Source organism: Saccharothrix deserti (genome assembly GCF_009769385.1).
GTDB lineage: Bacteria > Actinomycetota > Actinomycetes > Mycobacteriales > Pseudonocardiaceae > Actinosynnema > Actinosynnema deserti.
Map to the genome: position 1 here is coordinate 36,831 of NZ_VKAB01000012.1, position 18,035 is coordinate 54,865.

At 70.0% G+C, this 18,035-nt stretch carries 10 protein-coding genes; 4 read left to right on the forward strand and 6 right to left on the reverse strand.

Annotated features, from left to right (window positions below):
* Positions 1-46 precede the first annotated feature (46 nt).
* Positions 47-1,066 (reverse strand): aldo/keto reductase, encoded by a 1,020-nt coding sequence (locus tag FM051_RS21860; RefSeq protein ID WP_158846830.1) that lies wholly within the window; start codon positions 1,064-1,066, stop codon positions 47-49.
* 154 nt (positions 1,067-1,220) lie between these two features.
* Between FM051_RS21860 and FM051_RS21865 the strand changes: the two genes are divergently transcribed.
* Complete coding sequence (locus FM051_RS21865) at positions 1,221-1,811, forward strand: TetR/AcrR family transcriptional regulator (protein ID WP_158846291.1); 591 nt, start codon at positions 1,221-1,223, stop codon at positions 1,809-1,811.
* Positions 1,812-2,235: 424 nt separating this feature from the next.
* Here the strand turns inward: FM051_RS21865 and FM051_RS21870 are convergent, their stop codons facing one another.
* From FM051_RS21870 to FM051_RS21885, 4 genes are all read right to left on the reverse strand, one after another.
* Positions 2,236-7,197 (reverse strand): NAD-glutamate dehydrogenase, encoded by a 4,962-nt coding sequence (locus tag FM051_RS21870; RefSeq protein ID WP_158846293.1) that lies wholly within the window; start codon positions 7,195-7,197, stop codon positions 2,236-2,238.
* 196 nt (positions 7,198-7,393) lie between these two features.
* Positions 7,394-10,984 (reverse strand): hypothetical protein, encoded by a 3,591-nt coding sequence (locus tag FM051_RS21875; RefSeq protein ID WP_158846295.1) that lies wholly within the window; start codon positions 10,982-10,984, stop codon positions 7,394-7,396.
* Positions 10,985-11,002: 18 nt separating this feature from the next.
* The gene (gene ettA, locus FM051_RS21880; protein WP_158846297.1) at positions 11,003-12,679 is read right to left on the reverse strand and encodes an energy-dependent translational throttle protein EttA; all 1,677 of its coding nucleotides are present in this window, start codon (positions 12,677-12,679) and stop codon (positions 11,003-11,005) included.
* A 322-nt stretch (positions 12,680-13,001) separates the two neighbouring features.
* The gene (locus FM051_RS21885; RefSeq protein ID WP_158846299.1) at positions 13,002-13,493 is read right to left on the reverse strand and encodes a single-stranded DNA-binding protein; all 492 of its coding nucleotides are present in this window, start codon (positions 13,491-13,493) and stop codon (positions 13,002-13,004) included.
* Positions 13,494-13,656: 163 nt separating this feature from the next.
* Here FM051_RS21885 and FM051_RS21890 point away from each other — a divergent pair, with 163 nt between their 5' ends.
* Genes FM051_RS21890 through FM051_RS21900 form a run of 3 tightly spaced genes read left to right on the forward strand, consistent with a single transcriptional unit; the run spans position 13,657 to position 16,048 of the window.
* Positions 13,657-14,277 (forward strand): TetR/AcrR family transcriptional regulator, encoded by a 621-nt coding sequence (locus FM051_RS21890; protein ID WP_158846301.1) that lies wholly within the window; start codon positions 13,657-13,659, stop codon positions 14,275-14,277.
* A 14-nt stretch (positions 14,278-14,291) separates the two neighbouring features.
* Complete coding sequence (locus FM051_RS21895; protein ID WP_158846831.1) at positions 14,292-15,221, forward strand: ATP-binding cassette domain-containing protein; 930 nt, start codon at positions 14,292-14,294, stop codon at positions 15,219-15,221.
* A gap of 14 nt (positions 15,222-15,235) precedes the next feature.
* Entirely contained in the window at positions 15,236-16,048 is an 813-nt protein-coding gene (locus tag FM051_RS21900) for an ABC transporter permease (RefSeq protein WP_158846303.1), read from the forward strand.
* Positions 16,049-16,082: 34 nt separating this feature from the next.
* Here FM051_RS21900 and FM051_RS21905 read toward each other — a convergent pair whose 3' ends face one another.
* Positions 16,083-18,035, reverse strand: coding sequence for a bifunctional copper resistance protein CopD/cytochrome c oxidase assembly protein (locus FM051_RS21905; protein WP_158846305.1), 1,953 nt, complete (start codon positions 18,033-18,035; stop codon positions 16,083-16,085).

Sequence of the window (18,035 nt, forward strand, 5' to 3'; positions counted from 1 at the left end):
TTCGACACACGCGACCACAACGGCCGCAACGTCGTGCATCGCTGCTTCAGCGGCGCCGCAGTGACGGGTCGAGCAAGGCGGGAGGGGTGTCGTACTTCTCGTGTGCGGCAAGGTCGACACCGGGAGCGACGATCTCGTCGATCGCGTCGAGCACGTCGGCGGAGAGCACGGTGTCAGCGGCGGCGAGCTGCGAGCGCAGGTGGTCCAGCGTGCGGGGGCCGATGATCGCGCTGGTCACGGCGGGATGCGCGGTGACGAAGCCGAGCGCGAGCTGGATCATGGTCAAACCGGCCCGGTCTGCGACCTCGGCCAACTGCTCGACGGCATCGAGCCTGGCCCGGTTGGAGGGGATGGCGGTGTCGAAGCGTTGGGGCATGAACGTCGAGCGGCTGGTGGTGATCTCCCGGCCCTCGCGGATCGCGCCCGACAGCCAGCCCGAAGCCAACGGGCTCCACACCAGCACACCGAGCCCGTACTGCTCGGTCACGGGCAGCACGTGGGTTTCGACACCGCGTTGCAGGATCGAGTAGCTGGGCTGTTCGGTGACGTAACGACTCAGGCGATGCTCGCGGGCGGCCCATTGGGCTTGCACGAGGCGGTATGCGGGGAAGGTCGAGGAGCCGAAGTAGCGGATCTTTCCCGCGCGCTGCAGGTCGGTCAACGCCGACAGCGTCTCCTCGTCGCTGGTGCTCGGGTCCCACCGGTGGATCTGGTAGAGATCAACGTGGTCGACGCCGAGACGGCGCAGGCTGTTGTCCAACTCGGTGGCCAACCAGCGGCGCGAACTGCCCTGGTGGTTGCGATCGTCGCCCATGGGCATGCTCGCCTTCGTGGCCAGCACGATGTCGTCGCGGCGGCCGGCGATGGCTTTGCCGACCATCTCCTCCGATTCGCCGCCGCTGTACATGTCGGCGGTGTCGATGACGTTGATCCCGCCCTCGAGAGCGGCATCGACGATGGCGGTGGCCTCGTCCTGGGTGGTGCGCCCGATCTCGCCGAAGTTCATCGCGCCGAGCGCGAGGGAGCTGACCTGCACACCGGTGCGACCCAAGGTGCGGTACTGCATGACCGTGTTCCTCCATTGCGGGTGAGGCGCGGTGACAGTGCGCGGGTTGGTTGTCAGGCCCTGCTCTGACATCCTGAGCAAACGGAACGTTGCTCCGTTAACGATACGGAACACCGTTCCGCTTAGCAAGCTCGGTAGCGGAGGGAGCGGCGCGGTGAACGAGAGCGACGAGGGCGCGGGGCACGCGGCCCGGTCCAAGCGGGCGGACGCCCGGCGTAACGAGAAGACCCTGCTCGACGCGGCCGCCGCGGTCTTCGTGACGTCAGGCGTGGAAGCGCCGGTGCGCGCCATCGCGGCCAAGGCGGGCGTCGGGATGGGCACGATCTACCGCCACTTCCCGACTCGGGCGGATCTGATCATCGCCGTCTACCGGCACCAGGTCGAGGCCTGCGCCGAGGCCGGTCCAGCCCTGCTGGCGACCAGCGCGACTCCTCACGCCGCACTGGGGCAGTGGATCAACCTCTTCGTTGACTTCCTGGTCACCAAGCACGGACTCGCTGCCGTGCTGCAGTCCGACAACGCCGGCTTCGACACGCTGCACGCGTACTTCCTCGACCGCCTCGTGCCCGTGTGCACCCAACTGCTCGACGCCGCAGCCGGTTCTGGCGAGATCCGATCGGACGTGGAGGCCTACGAGCTCATGCGCGGCGTCGGGAACCTCTGCATAGGCGCGGACAGCGATCCCCGCTACGACCCGCGTCGACTGGTCGAGCTCCTCATCGCAGGACTACGCCGACCGCACTGACCATCGGCCAGGCAGCTGGTGCAGACCGGCCACCCCGGCCGCGATCAGCGCGAAGCGCGGATCCTCGGCAGCCCCGCTGGGGCAGGTCACCGGATCGCGGACGTCCTCAAGCCCGAAGGGCTACGCAGGGGTCCCCGCCAAGGGGACCCCTGCTTTTACCCTGCCACAACGGTCTGACAATCCGCCGCGTCCAAGCCCCGCCTGTGGACAACTGCCCGGACACCCGACTCGCGCGTCCCGAACGTTCAACTCGCCGGTCCTGAACGTAGGACACACGCGACCGGAACGTAGGACACACGCGTTCCGAACGTAGGACACACGGCACCTGAACGTAGGACTCTCGGGACCTGACGGTTCGACTCTCGGGATTAGCTGGGGGCGGCTGGTGGGTGGGTGGGTGGGTGGGTGGGTGGGTGGGTGGGGGTTAGCGGATCATGCTGCGGACTTGGCGGGCGGCTACGGAGAGGGTGGCCAGGTCCAGTTTGCTGACCCGGTTGATCTCCGCGAGGGCGGCGCGGGCTCGGACCAGGCGGGAGGAGTTGGTCTGCTCCCACTGGGCGATCTTCTCTTCCGGGCTGTCGCCGGGATCGGCCGACCGGAGCACGTCGATCGTGATCGAGCGCAGTGACGAGTAGAAGTCGTCCCGCAACGCCAAGCGCGCCAGCGCGTGCCAGCGGTTCAGGCGTTCCAGGTCCGACACCGAGCTGAGCATCCGGTCCACGTCCAGGTGGTCGGACAGCGCGAAGTACAGCTCGGCCGTCTCCTCGTGCGTCCGCTCGTGACCGGTCGCGCCCTCGCCCTCCTCGCGCTCGGCGAGTTCGGCCACCTCCGTGACGTCCAGCAACCCGTAGGTGAACAGCAGCCCGGCGATCCGCCGCGCCAACGCCACCGGCACGCCCTTCGCCACCAGCCGCTCGACGTCCTCCAGCACGGTCTTCTTCTCGTGACCCTGGAGCATGTCGATCGTGCGCGGCGCGAGCGAGGAGACCACCGGGGCGAACCGGCTGATCGTGGACCCGATCGCGAGCGGCTGGGGACGGTTGGTCAGCAGCCAGCGCGACGCGCGGTCGAGCAGGCGGCGGGTCTCCAGCACCATGTCGTCCTGGACGTCCGTCGCGACGACGTTGTCCAGCGCCCGGATCTCCTGCCACAACGACGGCAGGTCGTAGATCGCGGTCACCACGGTGTACGCGCGCACGGCGTCCGTCGTCGACGCGCTGATCTCCTCGGCCAACCGGAACGCGTACGACACCCCACCGCCGTCCACGACCTCGTTGACCAGCACCGTCGTGATGATCTCGCGGGACAGCGGGTGATGGGCGATCGCGTCGGCGAACCGTTCCCGCAGCTCGCTCGGGAAGTAGTCGGGCAGCCTGCGAGCGAGCACGTCCATCGCCGGCAGGTCGCTGGCCAGCACCTCCTCCTTCAACGCCAGCTTCACGTGCGCCAACAGGGTCGCGAGTTCCGGTGAGGTCAGGCCCTCGCCGGCCTTCTCCAACGCCTTGAACTCCGACACGCTCGGCAGCGCTTCGAGGGTCCGGTCGAGCGCGCCGCGCTGCTCGAGATCGGCGACGAGTCGCGCGTGCACCGACAGCATCGGCGCGGCGTGGGCGCGGGACACGCCGAGCACGGTGTTCTGCGAGTAGTTGTCGGCCAGCACCAGCTCGCCGACCTCGTCGGTCATCTGGCCCAGCAGCTCGTTGCGCTGCCCGTGGTCGAGCTTGCCGTCGCGGACCAGCTCGTCCAGCAGGATCTTGATGTTGACCTCGTGGTCGGAGCAGTCCACACCGGCCGAGTTGTCCAACGCGTCGGTGTTGACCTTGCCGCCACCGCGGGCGAACTCGATCCGGCCGCGCTGGGTCAGGCCCAGGTTGCCGCCCTCGCCGACGACCTTCACCCGCAGGTCCGCGCCGTTGACCCGGATCGCGTCGTTGGCCTTGTCGCCGACCTCGGCGTGCGACTCGGTGCCCGCCTTCACGTACGTGCCGATGCCGCCGTTCCACAGCAGGTCGACCGGCGCCAGCAGGACGGCCTTCATCAGCTCCTGCGGCGACAGCTTCACCACGCCCTCGGGCAGGCCCAGGGCCTCGCGGACCTGCTCGCTGACCGGGATCGACTTCGCCGAACGCGGCCACACGCCGCCGCCCTCGCTGATCAGCGAGCGGTCGTAGTCGTCCCACGACGACCGGGGCAGCTCGAACAGCCGCTTGCGCTCGGCGTAGGACGGTGCCGCGACGGGGTTCGGGTCGATGAAGATGTGCCGGTGGTCGAACGCGGCCACGAGCCGGATGTGCTCGGACAGCAGCATGCCGTTGCCGAACACGTCACCGGACATGTCGCCGACGCCGACGACGGTGAACTCCTGCGACTGGGTGTCGACGTTCAGCTCGCGGAAGTGGCGCTTCACGCTCTCCCACGCGCCCTTGGCGGTGATGCCCATCGCCTTGTGGTCGTAGCCGACGGAACCGCCGGACGCGAACGCGTCACCGAGCCAGAAGCCGTAGGACTTCGACACCTCGTTGGCGATGTCGGAGAACGACGCCGTGCCCTTGTCCGCCGCGACCACCAGGTACGTGTCGTCGCCGTCGTGCCGGACGACCTGCTGCGCGGGGATGACCTTGCCGGAGTTCAGGTTGTCGGTCAGGTCCAGCAGGCCGGAGATGAACTGGCGGTAGCAGGCGATGCCCTCGGCCAGCGACGCCTCGCGGTCGAGACCGGGGTCCCCCGTCGGAGCCGGCGGCTTCTTCACCACGAACCCGCCCTTCGCGCCTACGGGCACGATCACGGCGTTCTTCACCGCCTGCGCCTTCACCAGGCCCAGCACCTCGGTGCGGAAGTCCTCGCGCCGGTCGGACCAGCGCAGACCACCGCGCGCCACCGGACCGAACCGCAGGTGCACGCCCTCGATGCGCGGCGAGTACACGAAGATCTCGAACCGCGGCCGGGGCTGTGGCAGGTCCGGGATCGCGCGCGGGTTCAGCTTCACCGCCAGGTACGGGCGGGGGTTGCCGTCGGCGTCGCGGACGAAGAAGTTCGTGCGCAGCGTGGCCTGCACCAACGTGAGCAGGCTGCGCAGGATCCGGTCCGCGTCGAGGCTGGTCACGTTGTCGATCAGCTCGGTGATCTCGGCGACCAGGTGCTCGGTGCGGGCGGAGCGCTTCCCCTCGTCGAGTTCGGGGTCGAACCGCGCCTCGAACAGCCGCACCAGGGCCGTGGCGACCTCGGTGTGCGCGAGGACGGCGTCCTCGATGTAGTCCTGGCTGTACGGGGTGCCGGCCTGGCGCAGGTACTTGGCGTAGGCGCGCAGCATCGCCGCCTGCTGCCACGTGACGCCCGCCTTGAGCACGAGCGTGTTGAAGCCGTCCACCTCGGCCTCACCGCGCCACGCGGCGGCGAACGCGTCCTGGAAGCGGGTGCGGATCGACTCCACGTCCCCGGTGGACAGCTTGTCGAGCGTGACCTGGTCGATGCGCAGGCCGAAGTCGTAGATCCAGCACTCGACGCCGTCGTCGCGGACCAGCTCGTACGGGCGCTCGTCCACCACGACCACGCCCATGCGCTGCAACATCGGCAGCACGTCGGACAGCGTGAGCCGGGCGCCGACCAGGAACAGCTTGAACCGCCGTTCACCGGGCTCGGCGTCACGCGGCACGTAGAAGACCATGTCCAGGTCGCCCCGGCCCAGCGCCTCGATGCGCCGGAAGTCCGCCAGGCCCTCGACCGCGGTGAAGTCCTCCTTGTAGGCCTCCGGGAACGCCGCGGCGATCCGCTGGCCCTGCTCGGACGACGACTCCGCGCCCAGACCGGCGCCCTGGTCCTCCAGGACCGCTTCGACCATGCGGTCGTCCCAGGTACGCACCGCCTCGGCCAGCAGCTGCTGGATGTAGGCGGTGTCCGGCTCGACCTGGCGCGTCGGATCGGTGTGCACCATGAAGTGCACGCGGGCCAGCGCGGACTCGCCGACGCGGGCGCTGTACTCCAGGTTCAGGCCGCCGAGCTGGTCGATCAGCACTTCCTGCATGGCCAGCCGCGACGTCGTGGTGTAGCGGTCGCGCGGCAGGTAGACCAGGCACGAGTAGAAGCGGCCGTACGGGTCGCGGCGCAGGAACAGCCGCAGCCTGCGGCGTTCGGCCAGCGCGATCACGCCCGTGACGGTCTGGTAGAGCGTGTCCGTGTCCACCGAGAACAGCTCGGTGCGCGGGTAGTTCTGGATCACTTCCAGCATCCGCTGACCCGAGTACGAGTGCAGCGGGAAACCGGCGCGGTGGATGACGTCGCGGACCCGGCGCTCGATGGCCGGGATGTCCAGCACGTCCTCGTGCAGGGCCGTGGTGGAGAAGACGCCGAGGAACCGGTGCTCGCCGGTCACGTTGCCGTCGGCGTCGAAAGTCTTCACGCCGACGTAATACGGGTAGACCGAACGGTGGACGCTCGACTGCGCGCTCGCCTGCGTCAAGACCAGCAGTTCGGGTGACAGCGCCTGCGCGCCCGCGTCCGGGCCCGCGGTCAGGCTGCGCGCCGCGAGGCTGTCCTGTCTGAGCACACCCAGACCGCTGGCCAGGACCGCTCTGAGGGCCGGTTCACCGTCCGTCGCCGGGTCGTCGCGGACGAGTTCGTACTGGCGGTAGCCGAGGAACGTGAAGTGGTCGTGGGCCAGCCAGCGCAGCAGGTTCGCGCCGTCCAGGACCTCGTGCTCGGGCAGCGGCGGCGGGTCGGACTCCAGCTGGTCGGCCAGGCTGAATGCCGTGCCGATCATCTTGTCGGTGTCCTCGACGACCTCGCGGACGTCGTTGAGGACGGTGTGCAGCTTGGTCTCCAGCTCACGCGCCCGGTCCGGGTCGGTGAGCAGGTCGACCTCGATGTACATCCACGATTCCGCCATCGCGTCGCCCGGCGGGTCGGCCGGGTCGGCGGTCGGCAGGACCTCCAGGAGCTCGCCCGTCACCAGGTCCCGGCGCACCACGACGATCGGGTGCACCACCCGCTGCACCTGCACGCCGCCGCGGGTCAGCTCGGAGGCCACCGAGTCGACCAGGTACGGCATGTCGTCGGTGACCACCTGCACCACCGTGGCCGGACACGTCCAGCCGTCGTGCGCGCGCGTCGGGTTGAGGATCCGCACCACCGGGCGGCCGGGCACGCGGCTCTCGGCGAGCTGGTAGTTCGAGCGCACGGCGCCCACCAGGTCGACCGGGTCGTCGTCGATGACTTCCTCGGCGGGGACGTGGCGGTAGTACAGGCGGATCAGGTCGGCGAGCTCGGGGGCGTTGGCGGCGGCCCGTTCGATCAATTCGTCACGAGCCTGTTCGGGACTGGCCGTGCGGGCCGCGCCGGCGTCGTGCCGGCCGGCGAGCTCGGATCGGGACGGGACTCCAGTCGAGGTCATGTTCAGGCGACTCCACGCTATCCGGTACCTCTGTGTACCGGGTCCGCGCACCACTTAACCAGACGCGCGCGAACCCGTTCGCCGCAACCCTCGCACTGAATCGAACAACTTGCGAGAAAGTAGGAAATTGGCTGCGACGCAGACTATTTTCCCACTTTGTTACCCACGGGAAACCTTATTAGAACCTCAAATCATTTCACGATTCGGGAAGTGTCCACGTGTCGAACCGGGGTGGCGGGTCGACGCGCTGGATCGGAGTCGTCGTCTCGGTGTCGGACTCGGGTGCCGCTCCGCCGACCGGGGTGATGGGCACGGTGTCCTCGTCCACCCTGCCGGCGGCCTCGTCCTCGCGTCGGGCGTCCTCGTACGCGACCAGGGCTTCGGCGAGGAGTTCGGCCAGGCTGAGGTCGCTCTTGTGCCGGCGTGACGCGCGGGTGGCGCTGGGCGAGTCGGGGGCCGGTGGGGTCGGTTCGACGATGGCCGGGAGGTCGATCGTCTTGCCGCCGACGACGACGGCTGTGACGAAGGGCTCCTTGTGCGGGTCGGCGGGGTCGGCAGCGAGGTCGGCAGCGGCGTCAGCGGCCGGGTCCACCGCCGGGGTGTCGTCGTGCTCGACGTCGGCGGCGCTGAGGAAGCCGGTGGGGCCGAACTGCGACGGAGGTGTCTGGGCCGCCTCCGGGGACGGGTTGGACGGGTTCGACGGCACCGGGTCGGGGAGCGGGACCGGGGGGACCTGGTCGGGCTCGGGAACGCCCGGCACCTGGTCCGGCTCGGGCGTCGGCTCGGGCACCGACCGGTCCTCGGGGGCCGACTCGTTCGCCTGCATGGGTTCGCCCACGGGGGCTGCCGATGCGTTCCCCGGCGCCGATTCGACTTCCGGCGCGGGGAAGACCGGCCGCGCCCCGGCAGCCTCCGTCTCCGCCACGTCTGCCGACGTCGACGTCGACGCCATCGCCGAGAAGTCGGGCAACGACAACCCGAAGTCGGGCACGGGCGGCAACGGGAAGTCGGGCGGCTCGGGCACCCGCGCGGTGGGGATGAGCGGGCCCTTCACGAAGGCCGCGCCAAGCCCGACCGGTGGCACGTCGTCGCGCACGGCAGGCTGGACCATGGTCGGCGAGTCGAACATGTCGATGGGCGGCGGTTCCTCGGCCTCGGCCCGCAGCCGTTGCGGAGCTTCGACCCGCCACTGCACCGGCTCCGGTTCAGCCTGCGCGGGGGGCGTGGGCTCGGACACGGCGGCCTCCTCGTCGGCGTCAGGCGCACGCCGCCGACCGCCGGCACGCTGGGGGTCGAGGAGACCGGCGGCCTTCAACGCGTCCAGCACATTGGGATCGGACCCCGCGTCACCGGGGGAACGTTCACTCTCGTCCTCGGCGGCCTCCCGAGCAGCCCGCCGACGCCCGCTCCGCACGGCACCCGCAGCCGCGATCAACCCGGCCGCCGACACACTCCGCTCACCGGTTTCGTTCCCGGCGCCCGAGGCCTCGCCACTCTCAGCCCCGCCCAACGCCACCCCACCAGGTTCGGAGCCGGACGAGTTCTCACCGGGGTCCCCCGGCGCCGCCCCACTCAGCTCGGGCGCGCCACCGAATTGATCGGCGCCAATCCCCCGACCACTGCCGGCAGCAAACCCACCGAAGGCCCTTCCGACAACGTTCGAATGCGCCCCACCAAATCCGCCGACCCCCGCGCCACCGGCGTCGACGCCACCGCCCGACGCACCAGCGCCTTGTTGCGCACCACCGAACTCGCCGGCACCAAGGCCCGCGCCGCCGGCGGGACCACCGGCCAACGGGGCTGAATCCTGCTGCGCGCTGCCGGACGTGTCACTGCCAAAGCCCGTGCCGCTAGCGGGACCGGCGCCGAAAGCACCACCGAGGCCTGCACCGCCGGCTGGCACGGCGGGAGTTTGGTGTGCGCTGGTGGACGTGTCACCGCTTAGGCCTGCACTGCCGGCGTGGCTGCCGGTTGATGGGGCGAAGCCTTGCTGCGCACCACCGAGACCGCCGTCGCCCGGGCCGGCACTACCTGCGTGACCGCCAACCTGCGCGGACGTGTCCTGTTGGGCGATTCCGAAACCACCCTCGCCCAGGCCTGCGCCGACGGGGTGACCGACGGGCGAGCCACCCGGGACCTGGTGCGTGCTGCTGAAGCCGCTGCCTGCGCCTGCGCCGGCCATCTGGCTGTCGGTTGCTGGGGTGGCGGTTGCGGGAGTGGTGGTTGCGGGGGTGGCGGTGGGGAAGGGCGCGCTGCCGGCTTCGGTGCCGGGGTGCGGGGTGCTGGTGGGGTGGGGAGCCAAGGGGGCGCCTGGTGGAGGGGTGGGGGGTTGGGCGAGGGGTGGGAGGGACCTTGCTTGGCCGCTTCTCGCGTGTTCCGGGCGACCCTGGGTGGGTGGGGGTTGGGAAGGCTCGGGGTCCGGGGCTCGGCGGCGACCTCCTGGTTCGGGCTCGCCTTCCGTTTCCCCGAACGGCTGCACCAGGCGCCAGCGGTCGGCCGCGTGGGCTCTGGCCGCTGAGATGCCCTCTACCGTCATGTCCTCCGCCGCACGGCGGGAGCGTTTTACCCGGACGCCCTCGTTGCGGTGCATCTGGACCGGGCGCCACTGGCGGAGTTGTTGCTTGACCTCGGGGGCGAGGCCGGCTTCCGGAGGTGGCGGGACGGCTGGGGTTCCGGTGCGGAGCAGGGAGGCCAACTCGTCGTGCAGACCGCCGGTGGGCGGGCGGTGGATTCCGGAGAACTCGGCGGCGAGCCTGGCCCGCACGGCGTAGACCGCTCTTGCCCGCCTGCGTTCGGCGGCGTGTGCCGTGCGGAGGTTGGCCAGGGCCTCGGTCAGGTTGCCGGCTACCTCGTGGACGTGCGCCAGCGCGAGGAGGCTTTCCGCCTGGAGGGTCTCCAACTGGTGGCGTTCCGCGCTGTCCGCGGCGTCTCGTAGCAGGTCACGTGCCTGGTCCACTCGTCCGGCTGGGAGGTGGACCCTGGTCGCGAGGGCCACGCGGAGCCAACCCGTGGTGGACGCCGACGGTGCCCGTACCGGGCGTTCCAGGAGTGGGGTGCCCACCTCGGAGGCCTCGCCGGGCTTGTTCAGGTCCAAGAGGGCGCAGACCAGCTCGACCGTGAGCCTGCCGCGGACCTGGCCGTTGTCCGACTCGGCTTCTTTGAGGCGGTCCAGCATGCCCAGGCCTTCGCGACACGCGGCGATCGCGGCTTGGAGGTCGCCCCAACGGCGGTGTTGGCCTGCGGCGGCCGCGCGGAGCAGGCCGCGGTGCAGGAGGGTGGTGTCGTGGTCCAGGACCGGGTCCGCCTGGTAGAGGTGGTCGGCTTCGTCCAGGGCTTGGGACAGGGCCGCGCCCCGGCCCACCGAGACCAGGCACTCGCTGGCCTGCACGAGTGCGGTGGCGCGGAGGCCCGGTGGAACGTTGTCGGCTTCCAGGACCGGGCGGACGGCGGCGAAGCCCGTGAGGGGGGCGCCGACCGACCTGGCGCTGTCGGCCAGTTCGACCCGCAGGCGCCAGGCCGTTTCGTGCTCGGACTCGGACTCGGCCGCCTTGAGGGCGTCCAGAGCCCGGTCCGCGGTCCTGACGCCCCGGCCCATGCGGTTGCTCGCGAAGACCACCAGGGCCTCCGCGCGCAACCTGTCGACCTCGTCACGGCGGGCGGAGGCGAGGGCGACGGCGCGCTCGCCCAGCACCAGAGCAAGCTCCGGTGCCCGCCAACGCAGCCGCCAGGCGGGCACGACCAGCGTGCTCACCTCGACGTCCGCCTGCGCCTCGCCCCTCGCCGCCACGATGTAGTTACCCGGCTCTCAGTCCCGTGTGAGCTTGCGGTAGGTGACGCGGTGCGGCCTCGCCGCCTCCGCACCCATGCGCTCGATCTTGTTCTTCTCGTAGCCCTCGAAGTTGCCCTCGAACCAGTACCACTGCGACGGGTTCTCGTCCGTGCCCTCCCACGCCAGGATGTGCGTGGCGACGCGGTCGAGGAACCACCGGTCGTGCGAGATGACCACGGCGCAGCCGGGGAACTGCTCGAGCGCGTTCTCCAGCGAGCCCAGGGTCTCGACGTCCAGGTCGTTCGTCGGCTCGTCCAGCAGGATCAGGTTGCCGCCCTCCTTGAGGGTCAGCGCCAGGTTGAGCCGGTTGCGCTCACCACCGGAGAGCACGCCCGCCGGCTTCTGCTGGTCCGGGCCCTTGAACCCGAACGCGCTGACGTACGCCCGCGACGGCATCTCGACGTTGCCGACGTGGATGTAGTCGAGACCGTCGGAGACGACCTCCCACACGTTCTTCTTCGGGTCGATGCCCCCGCGGTTCTGGTCGACGTAGGACAGCTTGACCGTCTCGCCGATCCGGACGAGGCCCGCGTCCGGCTCCTCCAGGCCCACGATGGTCTTGAACAGCGTCGTCTTGCCGACGCCGTTCGGACCGATGACCCCGACGATGCCGTTGCGCGGCAGGCTGAACGACAGGCCGTCGATCAGCACCCGGTCGCCGAAGCCCTTCTTCAGGTTCTCCGTCTCGACCACGACGTTGCCCAGACGCGGGCCCGGCGGGATCTGGATCTCCTCGAAGTCGAGCTTGCGGGTCTTCTCCGCCTCCGCGGCCATCTCCTCGTAGCGGCCGAGGCGGGCCTTGGACTTGGCCTGGCGGGCCTTGGCGCCCGACCGGACCCAGTCCAGCTCGTCCTTGAGCCGCTTCTGGAGCTTCTGGTCCTTCTTGCCCTGGACCGCCAGCCGCTCCGCCTTCTTCTCCAGGTAGGTGGAGTAGTTGCCCTCGTACGGGTGGGCCCGACCGCGGTCGAGCTCCAGGATCCACTCGGCGAGGTTGTCGAGGAAGTACCGGTCGTGTGTGACCGCCAGGACCGCGCCCGGGTACTGCGCCAGGTGCTGCTCCAGCCACAGGACGCTCTCCGCGTCCAGGTGGTTGGTGGGCTCGTCGAGCAGCAGCAGGTCCGGCTTGCTCAGCAGCAGCTTGCACAGGGCGACCCGGCGGCGCTCACCACCGGAGAGGGTCTTGACGTCGGCGTCGGGCGGGGGGCAGCGGAGGGCGTCCATCGCCTGCTCCAGCTGGGAGTCGAGGTCCCACGCGTTCGCGTGGTCCAGGTCCTCCTGGAGCTGGCCCATCTCCTCCATCAGCTCGTCGGAGTAGTCGACGGCCATCTTCTCGGCGATCTCGTTGTAGCGGTCGAGCTTCACCTTGATCTCGCCGAGGCCTTCCTGGACGTTGCCCAGGACGGTCTTCTCCTCGTTGAGCGGCGGCTCCTGCTGGAGGATGCCGACCGTGTAGCCCGGCGAGAGGAAAGCCTCGCCGTTGCCCGGTGTGTCCAGGCCGGCCATGATCTTCAGCACGCTCGACTTACCGGCGCCGTTCGGACCGACAACGCCGATCTTCGCACCGGGGAGGAACATGATGGTGACGTCATCCAGGATGACTTTGTCCCCGTGCGCTTTGCGCACCTTCTTCATGGTGTAGACGTACTCGGCCATGCCCGCGATCGTAGAGCGGTGCCGTACGTGACCGAACCTCGGACGCCGGCAACGGACGTGGGCCCAACGCAGAGTTAACGCGAACGTGGGTCACCCACAGTCGTAACACGACCGTAGGACGCGCCTGGCGCAACCCTGCGACCAGCGACTCCGACCTGATACGCGAACTCGTAGCGCTGTCAACCCCCCGATGCCTGCGTGCGGACTGGCCCGGCCTGGCGCCTGCCCGACGACCTCCCTCCTCCACGCTCGCAACGGCAACGACTGCCCGGGCATTCTCCGCCCCGTTCATGAAAACGGAAGCCCTTGTCGCTCGATTGGCTCAGAACGGCACTTCGGCCACCTCCTTCGGGTGCTCCGCCTCACCCGTGAGGACCAGCGGCAACTCGTCCGGTTTGCGCGGCGCGGCTATCTCGGGCGCGGCACGGGCCTCGACGGCGTCCGGCGCGAGCCTGGTCCGCACCGGTGTGGCGGTGCACATGGCCAGGTTGGGCCCGATCGCCGTGGCCTCGACCTCCACGATCTGGCGGGTCTTGCCCTCGTAGTCCACGTCCTTGATCGTCAACCGGCCGCTGACCACCACCGGGTCACCCTTGTTCAACGACGCGTGCGCGTTGTCCGCGAGCATGCGCCAGCAGGAGACCGACAGGAACATCCTGGCGCCGTCCTCCCAGGTGCGTTGTTCCTGGTCCCAGACCCGCTCGGCGGTGAACAGGCGGAACTTCGCCCGGCTGAAACCGGTGCCGACCTTGGTGTGGCTGACCGTGCTGGCGACATTGCCGCAGATGGTGACCCGGGACTCGTTGTAAGCCATTTCTACCTCCTGGTGTTGATCGCTCGGGACCAGGTTGCCTGCGGCTGAGCTGGGCGGGAAGCGGCGATCCCGGATCTGTGGACAAGTGCTCGGGACATGCATAATCGGATGAGTGAGCGCTCACTCGTTGACATGAGTGAGGACTCACTCATAAGCTGGCACCATGCCCGAGGAGACCACACAACGCCGTCGGCGAGCGCCCGCGATGAGCCCCGAAGACCGCCGCGAGGCGATCGTCAGCGCCACCCTGCCGCTCCTGTTCGAGCACGGCGCCAACGTGACGACCAGCCAGATCGCCAAGGCGGCCGGCATCGCGGAGGGCACCGTCTTCCGGGCGTTCAAGGACAAGCAGGAGCTCATCCGGACCTGTGTGCACAACGTGCTCGCGATCGACTCCGAGCTGGAGCTCATCGAGCACGCGAGGCAGGCGGGCACCCTCGCCGAGCGCCTCTCGTGGGCCATCAGCGCCGTCTCCGGCTACCTGGACCGGATGTGGAAGCTGGTCAGCGTGCTCCGGGACTCCGGCTACGACCCACACGACCCGCACGACGGGAAGCGCGAGCACAAGGGACCGCCGGCCGAGATGCAGCGCCTCGCCGAGCACGTCGCCTCGCTGTTCGGCCCGGACGACGACCTCCGCGTCGACCCGTCCCTGGCCGCACGCCTGCTGCTCGGGCTCGTGTTCACCAACCGGATGCACGGCAAGGGCTTCGGCGACTCCACCGCCGACACCGAGCAGCTCGTGGAGCTGTTCCTGCACGGCGTACTGAGGGGAAACCAGTGAACGAGGGGGAAGCGGTGAAGGACCTGATGATCGAAGCGACGGACGTCGTCAAGGCGTTCGGCGCGCAGAAGGCGCTCGACGGGGTGAGCATCGCCGTGCCCAAGGGCACCGTGCTCGGCCTGCTCGGCCACAACGGCGCGGGCAAGACGACGCTGGTCAACGTGCTCACCACGATGCTGCCGCCGGATTCGGGCAGCGCGAGGGTGGCCGGGTTCGACGTCGTCGCGCAAGGCCACGAGGTCCGCAGCCGGATCGGCCTGACCGGCCAGTTCGCCGCCGTGGACGAGCAGCTGTCCGGCCTGGACAACCTGATCCTGATCGCCCGCCTGCTCGGTGCGAGTTCGCGTGAGGCCAGGGCCAGGGGCAACGAGCTGCTGGAGCTGTTCGGGCTGGCGGACGCGGCGAAGCGGCCGTCCCGCACCTACTCCGGCGGGATGCGGCGACGCCTGGACCTGGCCGCGAGCCTCGTCGGCCACCCCGAGGTGATCTTCCTCGACGAGCCGACCACGGGCCTGGACCCGGCCAGCAGGCTCGGGTTGTGGGAGATCGTGGAAGGCCTGGTCACGGACGGCACCACGGTCCTGCTCACCACGCAGTACCTGGACGAGGCCGACCGCCTCGCCGACTCGATCACGGTGCTCTCCCAGGGCAAGGTGGTCGCCGCGGGCACCAGCGCCGAGCTGAAGGCCCAGGTGGGCCAGCGCACGGTCACCGTCACCCTGGCCGACGTCTCGGACGTCCCCAAGGCCGGTGGGGCCCTGGAACGGGCGGGTCTGCAGCCCGTGTCCGCGCAGAACACGCTGACCGCGCCGGTCACGTCGTCCCGCGAGATCGCCATCGTCGTCCGCGCCCTGGACGAGGTCGGCCTGGAGGCCACCGAGCTGGCCCTGGGCGAACCGACCCTGGACGACGTCTACCTCACCCTCGCGCAGCACGCGGCCTGAACAGGAGCCCACGAATGACCGCCACCCTCACCGCCGCGCCGCAGACCCGTTGGCGCGGCACCGACTTCGGCACACAGGTGCTCGTGCTCACCCAACGGTCGCTGCGCACGCTGGTCAGCGACCCGCGGATGATCGTGTTCAGCATCCTCCAGCCGCTGATCATGCTCACCCTGTTCAGCCAGATCTTCGCCAGCATCGCGAACACGCCGGGCTTCCCGCAGGGCGTGGCCTACATCGACTTCCTGATGCCCGCGATCCTGGTCAACACGGCCATGCAGTCCGCGCTCCAGGCGGGCGTCGGCCTGGTCACGGACATGAAGAACGGCGTGCTGGCCCGGTTCCGCTCGCTGCCCATCCGGTCCGGCTCGGTGCTCGTCGCACGCAGCCTGTCCGACCTGGTCCGCACGGCCTCGCAGCTGCTGTTGATGCTGGTGTTCGCCGTCGTGGTCTTCGGCTTCTCCCCCGCGGGCGGCGTCCTCGGCATCGCGGCGGCACTCGCCCTGTCGCTGGCCGTCGGCTGGGGTCTGGGCTGGATCTTCCTGGCCATCGCCGCCTGGCTGCGCAACGCCGAGCTGATGCAGACCGTCGGCTTCCTGGCGATGTTCCCGCTGATGTTCGCGTCCAGCGCGTACGTGCCGATCAGCGGTCTGCCGGGCTGGCTCCAGGCGGTCGCCAACGTCAACCCGCTGACGTTCGCGGTGGACGCGGCGCGCTCCCTGGCGCTCGCCCAGCCCGTCACCGGTGTGGTGGGCGCTCTGGTCACCAGCGCCGTGCTGGCCGCGGCGGGCTGGATCGCCGCCGTGCGAGGGTTCAAGCGCCCGCTGTGACATGGCCGGTGCTGGGCAGACTGCGGCGACCTCGCTAGTCCTTGCCGGACATCTTGCGCAGCATCGCGTTGTACGCGGCGAGGTCCGCGTCACCGTCCGCGTCCGCCCGCCGGTCCGCCCGGCGGGCGTCGCGGTCGTCCGACCTGGCCCACTGCACCAGCAGCGCCACCATCACCACGATCAGCGGCAACTCCCCCGCCGCCCACGCGATGCCGCCGCCGAGCCGCTGCTCCTCCAGCAGCGACGTCACCCACGGCAGGCCCAACGAGCGGTAGAAGTCGTCGCCGATCACGGTCTGCGAGCTCATCAGCACGATGCCGAAGAACGCGTGGAACGGGATCGAGGCGAACAGCAGGCCCAGCCGTCCCAGCGGCGGCAGCCGGTTCGGCGCCGGGTCGATCCCGATCACCGGCCAGTAGAAGACGTAGCCGACCAGGATGAAGTGGGCGTTCATCGCCAGGTGCGCCCAGTGGTAGTCCAGCGCCGCGTCGAACAGGCCGGAGAAGTACAGGCCGTAGAACGAGCCGACGAACAGCGCCAACGCCACGAACGGGTTGGTGAGCACCTTCGCCACCGGCGAGTGCACGAACGCCAGCAGCCACTCGCGCGGCCCCGGCGGATTGCCCTTGCCGGCCGTGGGCAGCGCGCGCAGCGCCAACGTCACCGGACCGCCCAGCACCAGCAGGATCGGCGCCAGCATGGACAGCAGCATGTGCGCTTCCATGTGGATGCTGAACATCGCGGGCGCGTACCGGCCGAGGCCGGACGACGTGGCGAACACCACGGTCAGGCAGCCCAGGACCCACGCGATCGTGCGGCCGACCGGCCACGCGTCACCGCGCCGCCGCAGCCGTCGCACGCCCAGCAGGTACAGCACGGCCAGCGCGATGAAGGCCGAGCCGAAGATCAGGTCGAACCGCCAGTCGAACAGCAGCCGGGACAGCGTCGGCGCGCCGAACAGGTCGTAGCCGATGCGCAGCTCCACCGTGCTGGGCAGCGCCCGTTCCAGGATCGGCGGAGGCGTGCGGCTCAACGCGGCGGCCAGGCCGATCGTGAGGAACATCAGCAGCACCTCGACGCCCGCGAGCTTGACCAGCGAACGCCCGGAGCCCGTCGCGACGACCTGCTTCACGCTCTTCTCGCGCTGGAAGTACCCCACGACACCCAGGACGACCAGCGCGACCGTCTTGCCGACCAGCAGCAGGCCGTAACCGCTGACGAACAGCTGGCTCAACGGCAGCCGCACCCACGCGTTGATCACGCCGGAGGCCGCCATCACGATCCAGCAGACCAGCGCGAGCTTGGAGAACCGCGTCGTCGCCAACGCCAGGTGATCACCGCCACGCCTGCCGTGCGCCAGCAGCGCGATCAGACCGCCGACCCACACCGCCGCCGCGATCAGGTGGTACAGCAGGCTGTTCGTGGCCACGTCGTGCGAGCCGCCACCGGACGAGTGCCCCGTCACCGCGACCGGGACCAGGGCGAACAGCGCCAGGAAGAACAGCGCCGTGGTCCAGCCCCACGACAGCGCCAGCCGGCAGCCCAACGCCAGCAGCGCCACGACCACCGCCGTGATCATCCACGCCTTGGACTGCTCCACCAGCCCCGCGACCTGGAACAACACCGACGGCTCCAGCAGCACCGTCACCGGCTGGCCCAGCGCGTCCGCCACCGTGAACGGCACCGAGAGCACCGCGCCCAACGTCCACAGCAGCGCCGCCCAGCCCGCCGTCCGCAGGGCCGCGTAACCGTCGGCGGCCAGCGTGCCGTTCTCCTGCGGCGGCACCAGGAACGCCGCCAGCAGCAGTGAGCCGATGGTCACCACGGCGGCGGACTCGGTCAGCACGCGCACGACGATCAGCCCTGAGGCCTCGCCGCCCGCGACGGTGAGCAGCCCGACCGCGACCAGCGCGGCTATCGCCGTGCCGACGACCAGCAGGGGGATCAGACCGGTGCGCAGGGTGCGAGTGGGCGCTTCAGTGGGCAC